This is a genomic window from Labilibaculum sp. DW002, assembly GCF_029029525.1.
GTDB classification, from domain to species: domain Bacteria; phylum Bacteroidota; class Bacteroidia; order Bacteroidales; family Marinifilaceae; genus Paralabilibaculum; species Paralabilibaculum antarcticum.
On sequence record NZ_JAKJSC010000002.1, the window covers coordinates 536,959 to 557,263 of the forward strand.

General features: G+C 36.1%; 14 protein-coding genes. All 14 read left to right on the forward strand.

All coding sequences use genetic code 11. The features are described 5' to 3' along the window. The first annotated feature begins 22 nt into the window (after nucleotides 1–22). The 14 genes from L3049_RS13760 to L3049_RS13825 all read left to right on the forward strand — a co-directional run bounded on the left by L3049_RS13760 (nucleotide 23) and on the right by L3049_RS13825 (nucleotide 20,287). Nucleotides 23–1,432: a glycoside hydrolase family 30 protein gene (locus tag L3049_RS13760; RefSeq protein ID WP_275110393.1), complete on the forward strand. Its 1,410-nt coding sequence runs from the start codon at nucleotides 23–25 to the stop codon at nucleotides 1,430–1,432. Nucleotides 1,433–1,568: 136 nt separating this feature from the next. Then, entirely contained in the window at nucleotides 1,569–3,098 is a 1,530-nt protein-coding gene (locus tag L3049_RS13765) for a glycosyl hydrolase family 28 protein (RefSeq protein ID WP_275110394.1), read from the forward strand. A gap of 108 nt (nucleotides 3,099–3,206) precedes the next feature. After that, a complete protein-coding gene (locus tag L3049_RS13770) occupies nucleotides 3,207–4,115 on the forward strand; it encodes a family 43 glycosylhydrolase (protein WP_275110395.1) in 909 nt (302 codons plus the stop codon). 226 nt (nucleotides 4,116–4,341) lie between these two features. Next, a complete protein-coding gene (locus L3049_RS13775; protein WP_275110396.1) occupies nucleotides 4,342–5,169 on the forward strand; it encodes a 3-keto-disaccharide hydrolase in 828 nt (275 codons plus the stop codon). Between the two features lie 234 nt (nucleotides 5,170–5,403). Further along, complete coding sequence (locus L3049_RS13780) at nucleotides 5,404–6,846, forward strand: sulfatase family protein (protein WP_275110397.1); 1,443 nt, start codon at nucleotides 5,404–5,406, stop codon at nucleotides 6,844–6,846. A gap of 10 nt (nucleotides 6,847–6,856) precedes the next feature. Beyond that, entirely contained in the window at nucleotides 6,857–8,662 is a 1,806-nt protein-coding gene (locus L3049_RS13785) for an arylsulfatase (RefSeq protein WP_275110398.1), read from the forward strand. A gap of 29 nt (nucleotides 8,663–8,691) precedes the next feature. Continuing rightward, nucleotides 8,692–10,650, forward strand: a complete 1,959-nt coding sequence (locus L3049_RS13790) for a right-handed parallel beta-helix repeat-containing protein (protein WP_275110399.1) — start codon at nucleotides 8,692–8,694, stop codon at nucleotides 10,648–10,650. Nucleotides 10,651–10,708: 58 nt separating this feature from the next. Next, the gene (locus L3049_RS13795; RefSeq protein ID WP_275110400.1) at nucleotides 10,709–12,466 is read left to right on the forward strand and encodes an alpha-L-fucosidase; all 1,758 of its coding nucleotides are present in this window, start codon (nucleotides 10,709–10,711) and stop codon (nucleotides 12,464–12,466) included. Between the two features lie 32 nt (nucleotides 12,467–12,498). After that, a complete protein-coding gene (locus tag L3049_RS13800) occupies nucleotides 12,499–13,854 on the forward strand; it encodes a right-handed parallel beta-helix repeat-containing protein (RefSeq protein ID WP_275110401.1) in 1,356 nt (451 codons plus the stop codon). A 70-nt stretch (nucleotides 13,855–13,924) separates the two neighbouring features. Continuing rightward, nucleotides 13,925–14,725, forward strand: a complete 801-nt coding sequence (locus tag L3049_RS13805; protein WP_275110402.1) for an SGNH/GDSL hydrolase family protein — start codon at nucleotides 13,925–13,927, stop codon at nucleotides 14,723–14,725. A 133-nt stretch (nucleotides 14,726–14,858) separates the two neighbouring features. Beyond that, complete coding sequence (locus tag L3049_RS13810; RefSeq protein ID WP_275110403.1) at nucleotides 14,859–16,436, forward strand: sulfatase family protein; 1,578 nt, start codon at nucleotides 14,859–14,861, stop codon at nucleotides 16,434–16,436. A 13-nt stretch (nucleotides 16,437–16,449) separates the two neighbouring features. Beyond that, nucleotides 16,450–17,598: a glycosyl hydrolase family 28-related protein gene (locus L3049_RS13815; protein ID WP_275110404.1), complete on the forward strand. Its 1,149-nt coding sequence runs from the start codon at nucleotides 16,450–16,452 to the stop codon at nucleotides 17,596–17,598. A gap of 13 nt (nucleotides 17,599–17,611) precedes the next feature. After that, nucleotides 17,612–18,490, forward strand: a complete 879-nt coding sequence (locus L3049_RS13820) for an alpha/beta hydrolase (RefSeq protein WP_275110405.1) — start codon at nucleotides 17,612–17,614, stop codon at nucleotides 18,488–18,490. A gap of 3 nt (nucleotides 18,491–18,493) precedes the next feature. After that, complete coding sequence (locus tag L3049_RS13825) at nucleotides 18,494–20,287, forward strand: arylsulfatase (protein WP_275110406.1); 1,794 nt, start codon at nucleotides 18,494–18,496, stop codon at nucleotides 20,285–20,287. Nucleotides 20,288–20,305: the final 18 nt, after the last annotated feature.

A 20,305-nucleotide genomic window follows, 5' to 3' on the forward strand; every position in this document is an offset into this window, starting at 1 on the left:
TAAATGATTTAATAAAATAAACATGAGAAATAAATTAGTCTTAAGCATTGCCTTTATAGCTTTGGGTTTCATCTCGAATGCCCAAACAAATCCGAAAGTGTATTATGTCGATTTAAAAGAAGGACAAAATACTGCTGTAGATTTTATAAAAGAATACAAGTATTCAACTAATCTTGAATCCAATAAAGTAACAAAATCAAGCAAAATTAAATTGTATCCTAACATCGAGTTTCAAACACTAGAAGGAATTGGAGGTGCATTTAACGAAATAGGAGGAGAGGCTTTAATGTCATTGCCTACTAAGTTGCAGGATGAGGTGATGAGGAATTTATTTAGTGTCACAGAAGGTGCCGGCTTTGCATTTTGTAGAACAGCTGTTGGAGCAAGTGATTTTGGTATCGATGCCTATAGCTATTCTGAAGTGGATGGTGATTACAACATGGAGCATTTTTCAATAAAACGCGAAGAGAATACGGTTATTCCTTATATCCAAAAAGCTTATAAATTCAATCCGGAACTTCTTATGTTTGCTTCACCTTGGAGCCCTCCAGCGTGGATGAAATATTCGGGTTTTATGGATCGTGGAAGTGAATTTCCTGAAAAGAACCATCTGAAGGATGAAGCAAAAATTTATGAAGCCTATGCGCTATACTTTTCAAAATACATAAGTGCTTACAGTGAAAAAGGGATTAAAATTGATCGATTGATTGTTCAGAACGAAAATGACATTGCCACTAAATATCCATCCTGTGTAATGCCTGTTGAACAAATGGGAAAGTTTGTAAAAAAGTACCTAAGGCCTCTTTTTGAAATCGATAATATCGCGACCGAAATATGGGCAGGAACGTTTCGTACAGCAGGCCAATTGGATGCCATTGAATTTGCTGCCAGCAAAGAATATCGCCAGTCGTTTGATGGTATTGGAATACAATACACGCACCAAGAACAGATCCAGGATATTAGAAACCTTTTGCCTGAAACTTCAATAATGCATACCGAAGGGAAATGTTACAATGGAAAAAATACAGTGGAGCAGGCATCAAAAAGATTAAAAGAAGTGGCTGAATACATTAATTATGGTGTGACAAATTATTGTTATTGGAATATGATTCTGAACGAAACTACCGAAAGTGGTTGGGGATGGAAGCAAAATTCACTAATTAATATTGATAGGGAAAGAAAAACAATAACATATAATCCTGATTATAATGTGATTGCGCTTATTAGTAGGTGCTTGCAACCTGGAGCTATAAGAGTTGCAAATTATTCAAGAGCGTCGATAATTTCAGTAAAGAAAGATGGTAAGATTTTTATCCTGGTTCAGAACGATAAAGACAAGCCAGCTAAATATGTGTTAGAGGTGGAGAATAAGAAATCTAAAGAGCTTATGATACCAGCTAGTTCAGTCTCTGTAATCGAGTATGAACTTTAAGTTTATTACAATTGGGTTAAAAATTATTTGTTGAAAAAGTGAATCAAACTAAAACCTAAGATGAAAAGAAAACTAAACAAATTCTTTCTCATTCGAAATAACCAAAAAGTCCATTACAATTTAAACTTAGAATAATATGAATAATAGTCATAAAGTAGGTTATGTAAAACTGCAAGATCGATGTATTTTTATGCTAATTGTATTAATTTTTACAGGCTGTTCTCTGAATCAATCAAAAGAAACGGAATTTTTTAGAGTATATCCCGCTCCAGAAGGTATAGAACTTTCAAAAGCTTTTGTTGTGGAGGTCGAGAATATGAATGTTCCTGTGTACAAAACTAAAATACCAGCATCTAAACCAATTCCACGTTTAAATCACTCGCGTAAAGAGTTTGGATTAGCATCATTTTCATCATTTGATATGAATTCAAAGGTGGAAGTTAAAGTTACTTATCCTGAAATGGTGAAATCGGTGAAAATTTTACCAACTTCTTTTGGTATAAAACCAACTATAAATGGAAATACTATTTCATTTGCCGTGGATGAGCCAAGAAACTTAACTGTTGAAGTAAATGGGGATTGGTATGAATCCTTGCATATTTTTGCAAACCCGTTTGAGGAGGAAATACCAGATCCGAATGACCCTAATGTATTGTACTTTGGCCCCGGAATTCATAACGTTAAAAATGTAGTGGTTGGAGACAGTACAACGGTTTATATATCAGGAGGAGCTTATTTACAATGTGTTAAAGACTCTGTGGAGGAAAAAGTTGAAATACGTGGAGAATTGAGAAATCCTCCATCTTTTTTTCTTGAAGGGAATCACATCACTATTCGAGGTAGAGGAATTATTGACCAATCTGCAATCTCAAGGGGAAATAGAAGGTATACCATATTTGCACAAAAATCAAAGGATGTAAAAATAGAAGGGATCATTATTCGAGACCCTAGCCATTGGACGATTCCATTGCAAGCATCAGATAGCATTCATGTAGATAATATTAAAATACTGGGATGGCGTGGAAATTCTGATGGCATAGATATTTCAAATAGCCGAGATGTACTGGTAGAAAATTGTTTTATGCGGACCTTGGATGATGCTGTAGTTGTAAAATCATTTACCGGTCGTGGTGAAGTAAGAAATATTCATACTCGTAAATGTGTTGTTTGGAATGAATTGGCACATGCATTAAGTATTGGTGCCGAAATAAGAGAAAATGTTACTAATGTTTTGTTTGAAGATTGTGATGTGATTCATGATGTGGGGCGTGAAACGGCATTACGAGTTTACCATTGTGATGATGCCCTTATAAGTGATGTTACCTTTCAAGACATTAGAATAGAAGAAGCCAGAAGGTTGATATCTGTTTGGATTGGAAAAACACGTTGGACTGAGACAGAAGAGCGAGGCAATGTTAGAAATGTACTATTTAAAGATATCATGGCAATTTCTGCACCTATAGATACTACTATAACAGGATTTCAAGATGGGTCAGATTGGAAACCATATATAATAAGAGATCATGCTAGTATGCTGTTGACAGGGTTTGATAAAGATCATACAGTTGAAAATATAGTTTTTGAAAATGTAATCTTAGATGGCAAAAAAGTTGAAGCAAGTCAGGTAATAGCGAATGAATTTGTTCGGGCTGTTAAGTTTAAATAAATTATAAAAGCATTAAAAAAGGTTCTTATCAAGATTTTAAAAAAAAGATAAAATTATTGTGCACCATAAAAAAGACATATGAAATATTTTAGTTCAATTTTATTAATAATGATAATTGGAAAAATCGGCTTTGCTCAGAATCCATTTATTACGCATATGTATACGGCTGACCCTTCGGCTCGCGTGTATAACGATACGCTATACGTATACCCATCGCACGATCCGGATAATGCTAAATGGTTTGATATGATAGATTGGCATGTGTATTCAACTACAGATATGAAAAACTGGACCGACCATGGTGTAGCCTTAGATATAAAAGATATTAAATGGGCGGAAAAATATGCTTGGGCACCAGACTGTATAAAAGAAAATGGTAAGTATTATTTCTATTATCCAACCGATCAATACCATATTGGAGTTGCCGTAAGTGATAAATCAACCGGCCCATTTGTTGATCCATTGGGTAAACCTCTAATTTCAATGGATACCAAGGGTGTAGTGTGTAATAGAGATTTTATCGATCCAGCTGTATTTATCGACGATGATAAACAAGCATATTTATACATGGGACAGTTGGTTGTAAATGCCATTAAGTTGAATAAAGATATGGTTTCATACGATGGTGAAGTGCATCTATTAGAAGGAACAGATGATTTTTTTGAAGCTTCTTGGATGCATAAGTATAAGGAGAAGTATTATTTATCATATGTTGGAACAAGCGGTGAGATAAAATATTGCATGTCCGATAATCCTTTAGGCCCTTTTGAATATAAAGGAGTGATTTTAGAAAAAATGAACAGTGGCACAAATCATCATTCTATAGTTGATTACAAAGGGCAATGGTACATGTTTTATCACAATTCTGATTTATACTTTAAAAACCATCCAGAAGTAGAGGTTAAATTTGGATGGGGGCATGAAGGAAGCCCACACCCTTTTCGCAGATCGATATGTTTTGATAAATTATTTTACAATGAGGATGGGACCATTCAAAAAGTAATACCCACGAAGTAAGAGAATAAATGAAAATGAATTTAATTACGGTGCACAACATTTTATACAAGTAATGGCCAGGAAAGTGATAATTTTAAAGGCTGGTTGCCTGCTAAAACAAGCTAGCAATATGACAGGAAAGTGCTTGCACACTGCCAATACTCATACAATTTTAAAACTAGGTGAAAAGGAATTTGTCTATGCTGCTATTAGGTAGAACCGAATTACTCAATATAAACTCCATATGATGAAAAGTAAAAGTTTAACAGTTTTAATGATAATTGTCGCAATGGTTTTAAGCTTGCCTTCAATTGCCAATGCCCAGAAAAAAGTATCCTTAAACAAGGGATTTGAAAAGTTGTTTAACGGTGAAAACTTTGATGGTTGGCATCTTAAATTGAAGAATGGTGATGAAGCTATGGCGCAAAAAGTGTATGCCATTGAAGATGGTATGGTTCACGTTTTTAAAAACTTTCCCGACAGTATAAACTTAAATACTGGCGAAAATGCAACTCACGGACTGTTTTATACCAACAAAGCCTATAGTAAATACATCCTCCGGTTTGAATACAAATGGGGTGAGAAAATTGCAAATAATTTCGATCAGTGGCAATACGATGCCGGATGTTATTACCATGTTTATGATGATAAAATTTGGCCGAAAGGTATCGAATATCAGATACGGTATAACCATATTTCTAAAAGAAACCACACTGGTGATTTTTGGGCCGCTGGCACTTCATTTAATTGGTTTGCTGCTGCAGATAGCATTACTTTTCTTTTACCTAAAGATGGAGGCATCGATATGGGGAAGCGTAAGAATGAACTTTATGGATATGCGAAACCTAAATACAATGCATTGAACAACAAATGGAATAAATGTGAAATAATTGTAATGGGAGATAAATATACCATTCATAAATTGAATGGTGTAATTGTTAATATGGGAATCAATCTTTCTCATAGCGAAGGAATGATTGGATTTCAATCAGAAACAGCTGAAATATATTATCGCAATATTAAAATAAAGGAGTTCGATGAGATTGTACCAATCGAAAGGTTTATAAAAAAATAAGACGTTGAAATTGTCACAATATGCCTATTGTGACAATTACATTACCATTGCTTTTAAAATAAAAGACACAGACGATAAATATGCAGCTTGCCTTATTCAAAATATCACAATAGTTCAAGACTAAATATTTAATGATTCATTTTAGATATGTTTAAAATAGATATAAAATAATTAGTACTGAACATTTCTTTCATACTTGAAATTGGTCACTTTTATCTCCATAAAACTTTAAAGATGAAGAAACCTTTTTTAATGATTGCAATATTGGTATTGATCTCATTATTTGCATCTTGCAAGCAAGAAAAAGCACAACCAAATATAGTTGTCATTATGTGCGATGATTTAGGTTATGGCGACTTGTCATGTTATGGTCATCCAATCATTAAAACGCCAAATCTTGATGAAATGGCACGAGAAGGAATTAAGTTAACAAATTGTTATTCTGCTGCACCGGTTTGTTCTCCATCGCGTGCTGGTTTGTTAACAGGAAGAAGTCCGAATAAAGCTGGGATTTATGATTTTATACCTAGTCCTAAAAAGAGTGAGGACTGTCGTGATTTAGTTCACTTGCAAGATTACGAACAAACCATTCCAGCAATGCTTAAAAGTGCTGGTTATTCAACTTGTCTTTCTGGAAAATGGCATTGCAGCTCTCGCTTTAACAGTGATGCTCAGCCTAAACCTGGTCATTTTGGCTTCGACCATTGGTTTGCAACGCATAACAACGCATCTCCAAGTCATGAAAATCCTAAAAACTTTGTTCGTAATGGAGAAGATATTGGAATATTAGAAGGTTTTAGCTGTCAGATTGTGGCAAATGAAGCGATACAATGGCTGAAGGATAAGAAGGATGATAAACCATTTTACCTTCAGGTTTGCTTTCATGAACCGCATGAACCTGTAGCATCTCCGCAAGATTTAGTGAAAAAGTATCTACCTCAATCTGAAAATGAAAATCAGGCCGAGTACTTTGCTAACGTTGAAAATATGGATAAAGCAGCAGGCCAGTTAATTAAATTTTTGGAAGAGTATTATGGCGAGAATACACTTATCTTTTTCACATCTGATAATGGTCCTGAGACATTAAATAGATATTATCGTGCAACTAAATCGTTTGGTTCTCCTGGTGAATTGAAAGGTATGAAGCTATGGACAAATGAAGCTGGCTTTCATGTTCCGGGAATATTGTACTGGATGGGCAAGGAAACTTATAAAGGAAGTTCGGATGCCATTGTTTCTTCTTTGGATCTGCTGCCAACTTATGCTGAGATGTCTGGTGCAAGCTTACCAAACCGAACATTAGATGGAGAATCGATTACTTCTTTAATAAAAACAGGTAAGAAAGAAAGGAGTAAGCCTTTAATTTGGGCTTTTTACGATGCAATAAATGAGCATAGAGTAGCCATGCGAGTTGATGATTGGAAAATTATGTGTCGTTTAAAAAGTGATACTGCTTATATCGGTCATATACACAATCTGTATGAAGGAAATGAAAAGTTGATGAAAGAAGCTGAATTAGTGGATTTTGAATTGTACGATATGAAAAAGGATATGGGTGAAACTGAGAATGTAGCTAAAGATTATCCGCAAGTTTATAATGAAATGATTGAACAGCTAAAAGTCGAATACAAAGAACTGCTAGAAGAAAGTCATATCTGGAAAAGAAAAACGAAATAATAATATCAAAATGAAAATTGCAAAATATTTAACGACACTTGCTGTATTAGCTTTACTATTTGCTAGCTGTAATAAAACTAAAGAGGAATCGAAACCTAATGTTATTCTTGTTATGGTTGATGATATTGGTGTTGGTGATTTGGCTTGCTTAGGGAATCAAATCATTAAAACGCCAAATATCGATAAACTGCATAAAGAAAGTGTTCGCTTAACCGATTATCATGTAAGCCCAACTTGTGCACCTACGCGTGCTGCTGTTATGACCGGTCATCATAATTACAGAACGGGCGTATTTTTTACCATAAAAGGCCGATCGCTAATTATGGAAAAAGAAACTACCATGGCTCAGGTATTTAAAGAGAATGGATATAGCACAGCGATGTTTGGGAAATGGCATTTGGGTGATAATTATCCATTCCGTCCGCAAGATAATGGTTTCGATGAAGTGTTAATGAACAATGGAGGAGGCGTTGGTCAAACCATGGATTATTGGAACAATGATTACTTTGATGATACCTATATGCACAATGGTAAACCGGAGAAATTTGAAGGTTACTGTACAGATGTTTGGTTCGAAAATGCGAAGAAGTTTATGGGAAGCCAAAAAGACAAACCCTTCTTTTGCTATTTGTCTACCAATGCAGCACACTCTCCATATTGGGTGGCCGATAAATATTCGGATCCTTATAAGGATAATGAAGAAGTTTACAATGCTTCCTTTTATGGGATGATTGCCAATATCGACGAAAATATGGGTAAGTTGGTTGAATATCTAAAATCTATTGATTTGATGGATAATACCATCATTATTTTCACTGCTGATAATGGATCTGCTGCAGGTTGTAAAACTGAAGGACATCGTTTAGATGGTTTTATTGCAAAAGGGAATAACGATGGTATGCGTGGTGTTAAAGCCAGTATGTACGAAGGAGGCCACCGAGTTCCATTTTTTATCCATTGGAAAGATGGCGGCATAAACGTAGGTAAAGACATTGATCAGTTAACAGCACACTATGATTTGTTTCCAACCTTGGTTGATTTATGTAATTTAAATCTCGAAAAAGATTTGAAATTTGACGGTTCAAGTTTAGTACCATTAATGGATGGAAACGATGAGGATTTTAAAGATAGAATCGTTTATGTGAACACTCAATTTTCTACCGATCCTATACCATGGAAGCGTACCGCTTTAATGCATCAGAACTGGCGTTTAGTAGAGGGTACAGAATTGTATGATTTAGATAAAGATCCGGAACAACGAACCAATATTGCTGATCAATATCCCGAAAAGATAGCTACTTATAAAGCAGCCTATGACAAATGGTGGAATGAGATCTCTCCAACTTTTGTGGAGAAACCATACTTTATCATTGGGGATGAAGCCGAAAATCCAACCACTTTATTTTGTCATGATTGGCATTCAGAAACTTTTACGCCTTGGCAACAGAATCATATTAGAGAAGGACAAATAAATAATGGTTTCTGGCGTGTTAAAGTTGCTGAAGCAGGAACTTATACTTTAAAACTTCGTCGTTGGCCAGAAGAATCGCATTTGGCAATAGGTGCACCAACTGCAATTCGCCCAGCAGTTGAAGGTACAAGTATAACTGCTAGTAAAAAGGGTAAGGCTTTGGTGATTAAAAATTCTAGAATCAAAATTCAAGACATCGAAATGTCTAAACCTGTTGATTTGGAAGCTGAATATGTAGAGTATACAGTTGAGCTTAAAAAAGGAGAAACTCACCTTCAAACATGGTTTACTTTAGATAATGATGTGGAAATTGGAGCTTACTATGCTAAGATCGAGAAGATTTAATTTATACTGAAATTGAAATCTATAACAAGATGAAAAACCTAAAGTCAATTATACTGATATTAATGCTTGCCTTATCATCAATAGCGCAAGCAAAAGAATACCATGTATCTAAAAGTGGTAACGATTTTAATAATGGAAGTATTGAAGCTCCTTTTAATACCATTTCTAAAGCGGCCAAAATTGCTCAGCCAGGAGATGTGGTAACTGTTCACGAAGGTGTGTATAGGGAATGGGTAAGTCCATTTTATGGAGGAATGAATGACAGAAATAGAATTGTTTATCAGGCTGCTGAAAATGAAGAGGTTTGGATTAAAGGTTCTGAGGAAATTAATACTTGGAAAAGATACAAAGGAACAGTTTGGAAAGTAGAAATAGAGAATGATTTTTTTGGAGATTCTAATCCCTACCAAGAAATCATTTGGGGTGACTGGGTTACTAGTACCTATGGGCGTGATCACCATTTAGGGGAAGTATATGTAAATGGGAAGGCACTATATGAAATTGACAGCCTATCGAAATTATTTTCTGAAACGGCATTAAAGAGAGCAACAGATATAGAAGGATCTAAGTACAAATGGTATTGTGAAAGTAATCAGGAAACAACAACTATTTACGCGAATTTCAATGGCGTAAATCCAAACAAAGAATTGGTTGAAATTAATGTGCGTCCTACCGTGTTTTGGCCTAAAAAAACAGGAATAAATTACATTACTGTTCGCGGGTTTAAAATGTGTCATGCTGCAACGCAATGGGCACCTCCAACTGCAGAACAAATTGGCTTAATTGGACCAAACTGGAGTAAGGGATGGATTATTGAAGACAATTTAATCAGCCATTCAAAATGTTCAGGAATTGTTATTGGAAAAGAAAGAGCTTCAGGACAAAATTTATGGAAGCGAGACCAAAAAAAACGAGGAACTCAACGCGAACGTGAAGCTGTATTCAAAGCTTTACAATTAGGATGGTCTAAAGAAAATATTGGTTCTCATATTATTAGAAACAATACGATTAAAGACTGCGAACAAGGTGGTATTATTGGTCATTTAGGCTGCGTATTTAGTGAAATAAGCAATAATCACATTTATAATATTAATGTAAAAAAGCAGTTTACTGGTTGGGAAATAAGTGGCATAAAACTGCATGCAGCCATTGATGTCCTAATTAAAAACAATTGCATTCATGATAATCATAGAGGAATATGGCTCGATTGGCAGGCGCAAGGAGCACGTGTATCAGGTAATCTTTTATTTAATAATGAAGATCAAGATTTATTTGTTGAGGTAAATCATGGTCCTATGATTATTGATAACAATATCTTGCTTTCTGAAAGAGGAATATTGAATGCTTCACAGGGAACAGCATTTGTAAATAATTTAATTATCGGAAATGTACAATTGCGAGCGGCAAGCAATCGATTTACACATTATCATTTTCCGCATTCTACAAAAGTTCTCGGTATGATGACTGTAATTCTTGGTGATGACCGTTATTACAATAACATTTTTGCTGCGAATAACGGCAGTTTGAATAAAAGTCAGTATTACGGACTAGATGCTTACAATGATTTTCCAACTGCAAGTTACGAATGGAAATCTACTGGCAGTCTTAACAATTATAACAAACAAAAATTCCCTGTATATATTGATGCTAATCTTTATTTAAATAAGGCCTTAGCATCTAATATAGAAACCAATTTTGTTGAGAATAAAACCTTAAATCCAGAAATAAGCCTATCAGAGGAAGATGGTTCTTACTATTTGAACATTACCATTGATGAGAGCTTTGCGAAGGTGAAAACTCAATTGGTAAATACCGCATTGTTAGGAGCTGCATTTCAGTCAGAAACACCTTTTGAAAACCCAGATGGTTCACCAGTTATCATTAACCAAGATTATTTTGGCAAGCCAAGAAATACAGAAACACCAATGGTAGGTCCACTTCAAAACCTTAAAGTTGGAAAGAATAAAATTAAGGTTTGGGGCAATTAGTATAGATGTGAAAAGAAAGAGTAATAAACATATGATTAGAAATAAAAAAAATACCATCATGAAAAATATTATGTTAAGTTTTTGTCTAATTGTAATGATGATGTTTTCTCTGCATGCTCAATCTGATGTTGCATCATTAGATCCTTATGCTGATGAATCCGTTGCTGAGAGAGATGCTCGAATGGAATGGTTTCGTGAAGCAAGATTTGGCATGTTTATTCACTGGGGCGTTTATGCCGTACCGGCAGGAATCTACAAGGATGAAAAGGTAGGCAAGTATGGAGAATGGATTATGTCTGATGGAAGCATACCAATGGCAGACTATCAACGTTTTGCTAAGGAATTTAATCCCGTTAAATACGATCCGGAAGCATGGGTGAAACTAGCCAAGGAAACAGGTATGAAATATATTGTAATAACTTCTAAACATCATGACGGTTTTGCTCTTTTCGATTCAAAAGTTTCAGAATGGGATATCATGGATGCTTCTCCTTACGGAAAAGACCTTATTGCTCCCTTAGCTGAAGCTTGTGAAAAACATGGAATTAAGCTAGGCCTTTATTATTCTCAAGCACAGGATTGGAACCAAGGAGGTTCAGCTCGAGGCAAGGATAAGAAAGGCAAGTGGGATCCTGCTCAGAAGCATGACATGGATGATTACATTAAAAATATTGCGGTACCTCAGGTAAAGGAAATTTTAACACAGTATCAACCTGCAATTTTGTGGTGGGATACGCCACGAGGAATGAATAAAGAGCGTGCGGAACAATTCTTACCCCTATTAAAATTAGCACCAGGAATCATTCATAACAATAGATTGGGTGGAGATTACGAAGGAGACATCAGTACTCCTGAACAATACATACCTGGTACGGGACTTCCCGGCGACTGGGAGTCGTGTATGACCATGAACAAAACTTGGGGATTTAAAAGTTACGATCACAATTGGAAGTCTGCCGAAACACTTTTACAAAACCTGGTTGATATTGCCAGTAAAGGAGGGAACTTTCTACTTAATGTAGGACCAACAGCCGAAGGGATAATTCCCGAACCAAGTGTTGAGCGCCTGAAAAATATTGGAGCTTGGATGGAGAAGAATAGTGAATCAATTTATGGCACAAATGCTAGCCCTTGCCGTACTCCTGAGTGGGGACGTATCACAACACGTACAAAAGGGGAAAATACCACACTTTATCTTAACGTTTTTGATTGGACTGAAAATGGTACGATATTTATTCCTATTACCAATAAGGTTGAGTCTTGTAACTTGCTTACCGATAAGTCCAAAAAATTTGAAACCGAAACCGATGATTTGGGGACCACAATAACACTTGTAGGTGAAGCTCCAGACTCAATCAGTACGGTTATTGTATTAAAATTGAATGGAACACCAATAGTAAGTGATGCTGATAAAATCAAGCCAAATGAAGACGGCATCATTTTATTACCTGCGCAAAAATCTATCATAAATAATGTGATAGGCTCTCATGTGATCTACAATAAAGAGAAAGATTGCATCGATCAATGGTCAAACGAAAGAGCAACGTTAGATTGGGATTTTACTGTTGATAAAGCTGGCACATATACCGTTTTTATGCGCATAGCCTCAGAAGAAGAGTGCGCAATAGAATTAATAGTTGGTGGACAAACAGTGCAAGCCAAACTAGATGCAACTAACGGATTTAAAACCTTCAAGAATGTTAACGTAGGAGAAATAAAGATTGATAAAGCTGGTAATTATAGTATACATCTTAAGCCAAAGCATAAAGAATGGAAGGCTATAATTTTGCAAAGTGTAAAAATATCACCGAAATGAGGAGTCTAAAATTAGAATACTTAAAATTAAAGATGAAAATAATACGAAATTTTTTAACCGTTTTGCTAATTACAATAGTTGGTATTGTTAAGGCGGAAGAAGTTAATATTAGCAGCCTAAGTGAACTTGTAAGGTATGCATCAAAAAGTGGTAATGTAGTTACCATGTCTCCTGGGGTTTATCCGTTAACCGAATATCTACCAGTCGATTCTATGCGTGTTCGTAGTAATCGTAAAGAGTATCAGTACATCACATTTAGTGGGAGCAATAATACATTTAATCTTGATGGTGTAGAACTAGTGATTGATACGAAATTACGTACCGCCTTAAAACCGCCTATTCATAGCGATGAATTCTTAATGACTGGAAGTGATAATGTATTTAAAGGACTTACATTAAGATGTATAGGGAAAGGATATTCTCTTGGAGGAACAGTACTTCAAGTGGCTGGTAGAGGAAACACGCTGAAAGACATTACGCTTCATGTAGCAGGAGCCTTTCCTTATGGTTATGGTGATTTGTTTGGAAAAGGAAAAGCCAAAGAGACCGTAATTAAACATTACAAACATAGTGGATTGTTGGTTACGGGAAGCGATACAAAGCTTTACGATTGCAAAATATATAACCTCTCTTTTGGACACTGTTTCTTTATCCAGAAAAAGGCAGAAAATATATACTTTGAGAATTGCTATGCTGAGGGTGCTATCCGATCGACAGACGATATCTTAGCAGAAACATCAGGTCCTGCTTTTGATGTGAATTTTCGCACGTGGACTCAGAATCGTGAAGGTAAATATGTGGTTACACCAGGTTATATGAAATCATTGTGCGAAGATGGTTTTCGAATCTACGGGCCAATAAAGAATCTTCATTTTAAAAATTGTACAGCAAAAAATACCCGTGCGGGATTTGAGCTAAGATCTAATACCAGAGTAATACTTGAAAATTGTACCACCATTGGCACTGAGCGTGCCTACTGGATAGGCGATGATGCCATTGTGAAAAATTGCAAAGGTGATGCTAATTATGGCCCGCTAATGTTCGTTGAGGGTAGTAATGTTGATGTTGAATTAATTTTAGATCCTGCGGAGTCAGACCGAATTGTACATGCTTTAATTACCATTCAAGGAGAAAACAATAAAGTGGTTTTGAAATCACCAAAAGGAGAAAAAAGGACTAAAGAACTTCCAATATTAATAGGCTATACACACCCAATGCATGGTGAATCTATGTCGCCTTATGATGAAGGAGAAACTGTTGGACTTAAGTTTATGAATAAAACGGGAATGCCTATTAAAATTGGTAGAAAGGCTAGCAATTGCGAAATTATAACCAATGGAGTGGTTATAGAAAACAAGGGCGAGCAAATTAAAATAAAACAAAAATAGTAAAGTGTTTCCTTCTATGATGTTGGAATAATAGGTGTTAGTACTTGCTTTGATTGAATTAAAACGAGAAATGGAACGAAGAAAATTTCTAAAAACAGCAGGTTTAGGTGTTTTAAGTATGGGAATTGTACCTCATACTTTTGCTGGCTTTTGGAACAAAAAAAGCAAACCTGAAACATGTAAACTTGCTTGGGAGAAACTTTGCGGTAATATTGGTAAAACATATGAGACCGATGGTTTTAAATATGTACATCCAGAAAAAAGAACACCCAATGTACTTATATATGGCGACTCAGTTTCAATAAAATATACTTCGGCAGTAAGAAAAAATCTGGAAGGAAAAGCGACTGTAATTCGTTTGTTCAAGAATGGAGGATCAAGCCATAATTTTATTTCCAATATGAATAAAATGAACGTAACAATGTTTCAACCTGGATTAGAAGGAGGTTGGAACTTTGAATGGGATCTAATTCATTTTAATGTTGGGCTGCACGACTTGAAATACCTTAAAGGCAAGAACCTGAATAAGAATGGAAGCCAGGTTTCAACGATCAGTAAGTATCAGCAGAATCTGGAAGAGATTTGTCAGTATTTGAAGAAGAACTACCCAAAGGCTAAGTTGATTTTTGCGACCACAACACCAGTTCCTGAAAATGCTAAAGGTCGATACAAAGGAGATAGCATAAAATTCAATAAGGCAGCAATAGAAGTATTGTCAAAACATCCTGATATTCTTGTAAATGATCTTTATTCATTCACCTTACCTCATCATAAAGAGTGGGAACAAGAGCCCGGTAATGTTCATTATAATCAATTAGGATTTACTGAACAAGGAAAGAAAGTGGCACGAGTAATAAGGGGAAATTTATAAGCTCGATCTCTTAGAATGACAATTTTACATTATAAAATATTTAATATGAAACGATCATATAAAAAATATTATACACAGGATAATGAGTGTGATTTGGGAGTTCCATATGGCAAAAAAATATAATTATAATCATATGAAACTAAAATATTCTACATTTTTCACTCTTCTTATTGGTGGCGTTTTGCTTTGTCTGGCTTCATGCTCTACTAAAGCTAAGAATGAAAACAAACCAAATATTGTAATCATTTATACTGATGATCAGGGCTATGGAGACGTGAGTGCACTAAATCCAGAGGCTAAATTTAAAACGCCTAATATGGATAAATTGGCCAACGAAGGGGTCGTTTTTACTGATGGACATAGTAGTGATGCAGTGTGTACGCCTTCAAGATATACATTGTTAACAGGGCGTTATAGTTGGAGAACATCCTTGAAAAAAGGAGTTTTAAGAGCAGATGGCCCTTGTTTAATAGAAAAAGATCGAATGACTATTGCCAGCATGCTAAAGGAGCAAGGTTACAATACCGCTATGGTTGGAAAATGGCATCTGCAAATGGAGTTTGAAGGGAAGAGGGGCGAAGGTCGCGATTGGTCGAAACCATTTACTGATGGACCTATCGAAAAAGGATTTGATTACTTTTTTGGAGTACCAGCATCTATGAATTTTGGTGTATTAACTTTCTTGGAGAATGATAAAGTTCTCGATCCGCCAATCTTGTATACCAAAAAGAAAATGGATGTCACTCCTCGAACTTACCGAATGACACCTCCATTCAAAAATGAAATAGCAAAAGGGCACGTTGAGGTGGCTCCTTCTTTTAATGATGAAATAGTATTGGAGAAATTTGCAGAAAAAGCGGTGGATTACATTAATAAATCAGCCGAAGCCGCTAAGAATGGCAAACCTTTCTTTTTGTATTTCCCCTTAACCAGCCCGCATTTACCTCATTGTACACATCCCGAATTTCAAGGGCTTAGTGCATGTGGTAATTATGGCGATTTTATGATGGAAACAGATTATAGAGTTGGTCAGGTACTAAAAGCCTTAAAAGAAAATGGTTTAGAGGAAAATACCTTAGTTATTTTTTCATCGGATAATGGTGCTGAAAGCAATTATGCATATCAGCGCGATACTTACGAGCATTATTCTTGCATGAATTTTAAAGGGGGAAAACGAGATATCTATGAAGGCGGACATCGAGTACCTTTTTTAATGCGATGGCCCAAAGTTATTAAAGCAGGTAGTAAGGTGAATGTTCCTGTTTGTCAATCGGATTATTTAGCAACCATAGCTGATATTGTAGGTGTTTCGATTCCCGAAAATGCTGCAGAAGATAGCTACAGTTTGTTGCCACTTATAACGAATGAAAGCTCCGAAGAATATCAATCATACAGAACAGTAATTCACCACTCTTTCGCCGGGCATTTTGCCATTCGTCAAGGGAAATGGAAATTAAATATGTTGAGAGGTTCAGGAGGTTCGTTAAAGCCTAAACTTTTTGAGCCAGCAGAAGGTGAAGCTACTTACGAATTATACGATATCGAAAATGATCCTTCAGAAAGGACCAATTTGTATTTCGAGTATCCGGAAGTCGTTGAGAAACTGAAAAAGGAAATTACTGCCATCATTAAAAATGGACGATCAACACTAGGTGCACCTCAGGAATTTGTAAAGGAAGACTGGGAACAAGTTACTTGGATGGATTTTTAAATTTAAAGAAGATATGACAACTAAAATGCTTAAAAATAGAATTATAGCAAGTATTCTTGCCGTGATGTTGCTTGCATCATGCACTGAAACTAAGTCTGCTTTTACCAAGGTGACAATTGAATCTGAAGTAGATTCAATCATGACTGCCAAATGGGGAAACGATTTTAAACATGCTGATTATCCACAGCAATGGCTTGATAATGTTATTGCAGTTGAACCCAATGAAGCGATTCAAGCTGCTATTGATAAGGCAAGTGAAGCTGGTGGAGGGATTGTCTTTTTAAAAGAAGGTGTACATATTCTAGATAGTACTATTACTTTAAAAAGCAATGTGACAATTCTTGGAGAAGGTAGAGACAAGACAATCATTCAACAAGGAGTCAAGCTTGATGAGGCAGCATTTAATGTAGAGGCAAAACCAACAATTACCGATGTATTAATAAAAGATCTGACTCTAAAAGGAACAAGAAGCGGTAAAGTAAATGGAATACTTATTCGTGGAAGAAATGAAAACAGGCATAAACGATTTATGCTTCAAAATATTGATGTTACCGATTGGTCAGCGCAAGGGGTACATATTAAACGAACCAACCATATTATCATGGATAATTGCAATTTCCAGTTTAATGGTTCTCATGGAGGTTTGTATCACAATTGCTACTTTTTATACAACAAATATATTTTGCAAAGTGATTTAGATATGTCTTTTCCCCTAAAAGGGAAGGGATGTAAATATACGTCTTGCGAGTTTGTATTGGCACAGCGATGTACCATAAAAGATACCAAAACCAATGGGATTCAGGCTGATCATGAAGAAGCAGGCTATGTTTTTTTTCATAAATATCACATTTCGGGCTGTGAGCGTGTGGCTTTGTGGTTTCCATGCGAGGATTATTACGACAAATTCACCTACAAGGAAGATCCAAAATATGCACCACAAAAAATTATTCTGAACCGTTGCGAAGTAGTAAATAATACTTGGGGTGCCATGTGGCGTGCAGTGAATGATTCCTATGTGATAAATAGTCATTTTTCCAATAAGAAAATTGATATGGGCTTGTTGAAGTGTAATGTGCAAATGGAAAAAAGCATCTTCGAAAAAGGAAATAAGAATTATACCGATGTAAAACAATGGCCAGAAGATGTGAAGATCTTGTGGTAAATAAACATACATTATGAGACATTTTGTACTATTAATTATATTTGATTTACTTGTATCTAGCAGCCTGAAAGCACAGGAAACAGATGTTCTTAAGATGGACCATGAGCAAGAACAAGTTTTCGAATTAACCTATAAAGTTATCGATAGTGTAGAATTGAATATGACTCTTAGGTATCCTGCTAATTTTAAAAAATCAAAGAAATACCCCACCATTATCTTCTTTTTTGGTGGCGGATGGAATGGTGGAACAACCAAACAATTTGAGCCTCAGGCAAAATATTTTGCAACAAGAGGAATGGTAACAGTATTGGTTGATTATCGTGTTAAATCGAGACACAAAACCACGCCTTATGAGGCTGTGGCCGATGCCAAGTCGGCAGTTCGTTTTTTGCGTAAACATGCCAAAGAATTGAATATTGATCCTAAAAAGATTGCCGCTTCAGGTGGATCTGCCGGTGGACATTTAGCAGCGGTTTGTGGTAATTGTCCCACATTAGATGAAGATGGCGAGGATTTAACAATCAGTTCTAGAGCCAATGCCTTGGTTTTGTTTAATCCTGTTTTTGACAATGGTCCTGAAGGATTTTGTTATGATCGAATGGGGGATCGGTGGCCGGAGATTTCTCCAGCGCACAACATTAAAAAAGGAGCCCCACCAACCATTGTATTTTTAGGACGGGAAGACCATTTAATTCCTGTTTCAATTGCCGAAAATTACAAAGTGAAAATGGATGAAGTTGACAGTCGCTGTGACTTGCACTTGTACGATGGGGCTGGACATGGCTTTTTTAACAATTATAAATATGATGGTAAGTTTTACAAACTTACGATGAGAGAAACCGACTTGTTTTTACGCTCATTAAAGTATTTAAAAGGAGAACCTAGCATTTAAAATATGAAAACAAATTCTACATTACTATTCGTCCTGATTCTAAGTCTTGTTATTTCACAGAAATTAAAGGCCGAGAACAAGCAGAAGCAGAAGCCAAATATCGTTTTTGTCATTACTGATGATCAGGGAATGGGTGATTTAGCATGTACAGGAAATCCTTACATAAAAACGCCAAATATTGATGAATTTTATTCCGATGCGGTGAGACTTACCAATTACCATGTTTCTACTACATGTGCGCCAACTCGTTCCTCAATTATGTCGGGTCGTCATTGTAATCGTGTAAATGTATACCACACAATCGCAGGGCGCTCATTGCTTTACGATGATGAGGTGATTTTGCCACAGGTGCTAGCACAAAATGGATACACCAATGCCATGTATGGAAAATGGCACTTGGGTGACAATTATCCATATCGTCCTGAAGACCGAGGATTTCATGAAGTTGTTCGTCATGGAGCTGGAGGTATTGGTCAGGGACCAGATTATTGGATGAATGACTATTTTGATGATACGTATTGGCACAACGGCGAAGAGCAAAAATACGAAGGATATTGTACCGATGTATTCTTTTCTGAAGCTATGAATTTTATTGAATCCAATAAGGATAAACCTTTCTTTTGCTACATAGCTACCAACGCGCCTCATGCTCCTTACAATCTTCCAAAGGAATATTACGACATGTATCAGGGGAAGAAGTTTGAGAAACTAGATCCTAGACTTCGCCGCTTTTATGGCATGATTACCAATATGGACGATAATTTTAAAAAGCTAGAGCAAAAGCTCGATGAATTGGACTTAACGGATAACACCATCCTCATTTTCACTACTGATAATGGAACTTCAGCAGGTCGTTCAATTTATAATGCTGGACTAAAAGGTGGAAAAGGAAGCCAATACGATGGTGGTCATCGTGTTCCATTATTTATTCGTTGGCCCAATGGAGAGTTAACGGGAGGAAAAGACATTGACAAACTAGTGGCACACTACGATTTATTGCCCACTTTCGTGGATTTACTAGGACTCGATTTTAATCCAATAAAACCTTTGGATGGAAAGAGTCTGAAACCCCTTTTGAAGGAAGAAAATCCGCAATGGGCAAATCGTATTTTATACATGGATACCCAACGTGAGCAAAACCTGATCAAGTACAAGAAGTACACCGTGATGGACGAAAATTGGCGTTTGGTAGATGGAGATAAATTATACAACATTACTGAAGATAGAGGCCAGGATAACAACATTATTGATTCTCATCCTGAAGTTGCAGCTCGCTTGGTAGAGGGATATGAACGCTGGTGGCAATCGTTTATGGATGATGGAGTTGATGAGCGTTATGCATATATAAAAGTTGGTTCTCCGAAAGAAAATCCAAGCAAGATATGCCCTCATGATTTAATTATTGGTCGTTATCAGCCTGTATGGCATCAAAATGGCGCAATACAAGGAGCACAATCCGGTGGTTGCTGGAAAATTGAGTTTGTTAAAAGTGGTGAATACACAATTACCCTGCGTCGATTTCCTCGTGAAAGTGGTTTAGCAATTAATGCTACTTTTCCTGCTCAACAAAAAAGAATAGAATTGGATAAAACAGCACCAGAAGGAGTGAAGAATGACTTTACGGAAGCTCTTTTATATGTTGCGGGAATTACCAAATCTGAAGAAATAAAAAAAGGACAAGAGGAAGTTACTTTCAAGTGTAAAATTCCTGTTGGGAAATACGACATGGAGGCACAACTAATTGATGAAGGAAATCATGTTCATCCTGCTTACTATGTCTACATCGAAAAACTGTAGTTAAGTTCGTGTTTTATA

Excerpts from the sequence above, each read along its gene's own strand:
- L3049_RS13760 (WP_275110393.1), top strand. The coding sequence starts at position 23 with ATGAGAAATAAATTAGTCTTAAGCATTGCCTTTATAGCTTTGGGTTTC.
- L3049_RS13765 (WP_275110394.1), top strand. The coding sequence starts at position 1,569 with ATGAATAATAGTCATAAAGTAGGTTATGTAAAACTGCAAGATCGATGT.
- L3049_RS13770 (WP_275110395.1), top strand. The coding sequence starts at position 3,207 with ATGATAATTGGAAAAATCGGCTTTGCTCAGAATCCATTTATTACGCAT.
- L3049_RS13775 (WP_275110396.1), top strand. The coding sequence starts at position 4,342 with ATGAAAAGTAAAAGTTTAACAGTTTTAATGATAATTGTCGCAATGGTT.
- L3049_RS13780 (WP_275110397.1), top strand. The coding sequence starts at position 5,404 with ATGAAGAAACCTTTTTTAATGATTGCAATATTGGTATTGATCTCATTA.
- L3049_RS13785 (WP_275110398.1), top strand. The coding sequence starts at position 6,857 with ATGAAAATTGCAAAATATTTAACGACACTTGCTGTATTAGCTTTACTA.
- L3049_RS13790 (WP_275110399.1), top strand. The coding sequence starts at position 8,692 with ATGAAAAACCTAAAGTCAATTATACTGATATTAATGCTTGCCTTATCA.
- L3049_RS13795 (WP_275110400.1), top strand. The coding sequence starts at position 10,709 with ATGAAAAATATTATGTTAAGTTTTTGTCTAATTGTAATGATGATGTTT.
- L3049_RS13800 (WP_275110401.1), top strand. The coding sequence starts at position 12,499 with ATGAAAATAATACGAAATTTTTTAACCGTTTTGCTAATTACAATAGTT.
- L3049_RS13805 (WP_275110402.1), top strand. The coding sequence starts at position 13,925 with ATGGAACGAAGAAAATTTCTAAAAACAGCAGGTTTAGGTGTTTTAAGT.
- L3049_RS13810 (WP_275110403.1), top strand. The coding sequence starts at position 14,859 with ATGAAACTAAAATATTCTACATTTTTCACTCTTCTTATTGGTGGCGTT.
- L3049_RS13815 (WP_275110404.1), top strand. The coding sequence starts at position 16,450 with ATGACAACTAAAATGCTTAAAAATAGAATTATAGCAAGTATTCTTGCC.
- L3049_RS13820 (WP_275110405.1), top strand. The coding sequence starts at position 17,612 with ATGAGACATTTTGTACTATTAATTATATTTGATTTACTTGTATCTAGC.
- L3049_RS13825 (WP_275110406.1), top strand. The coding sequence starts at position 18,494 with ATGAAAACAAATTCTACATTACTATTCGTCCTGATTCTAAGTCTTGTT.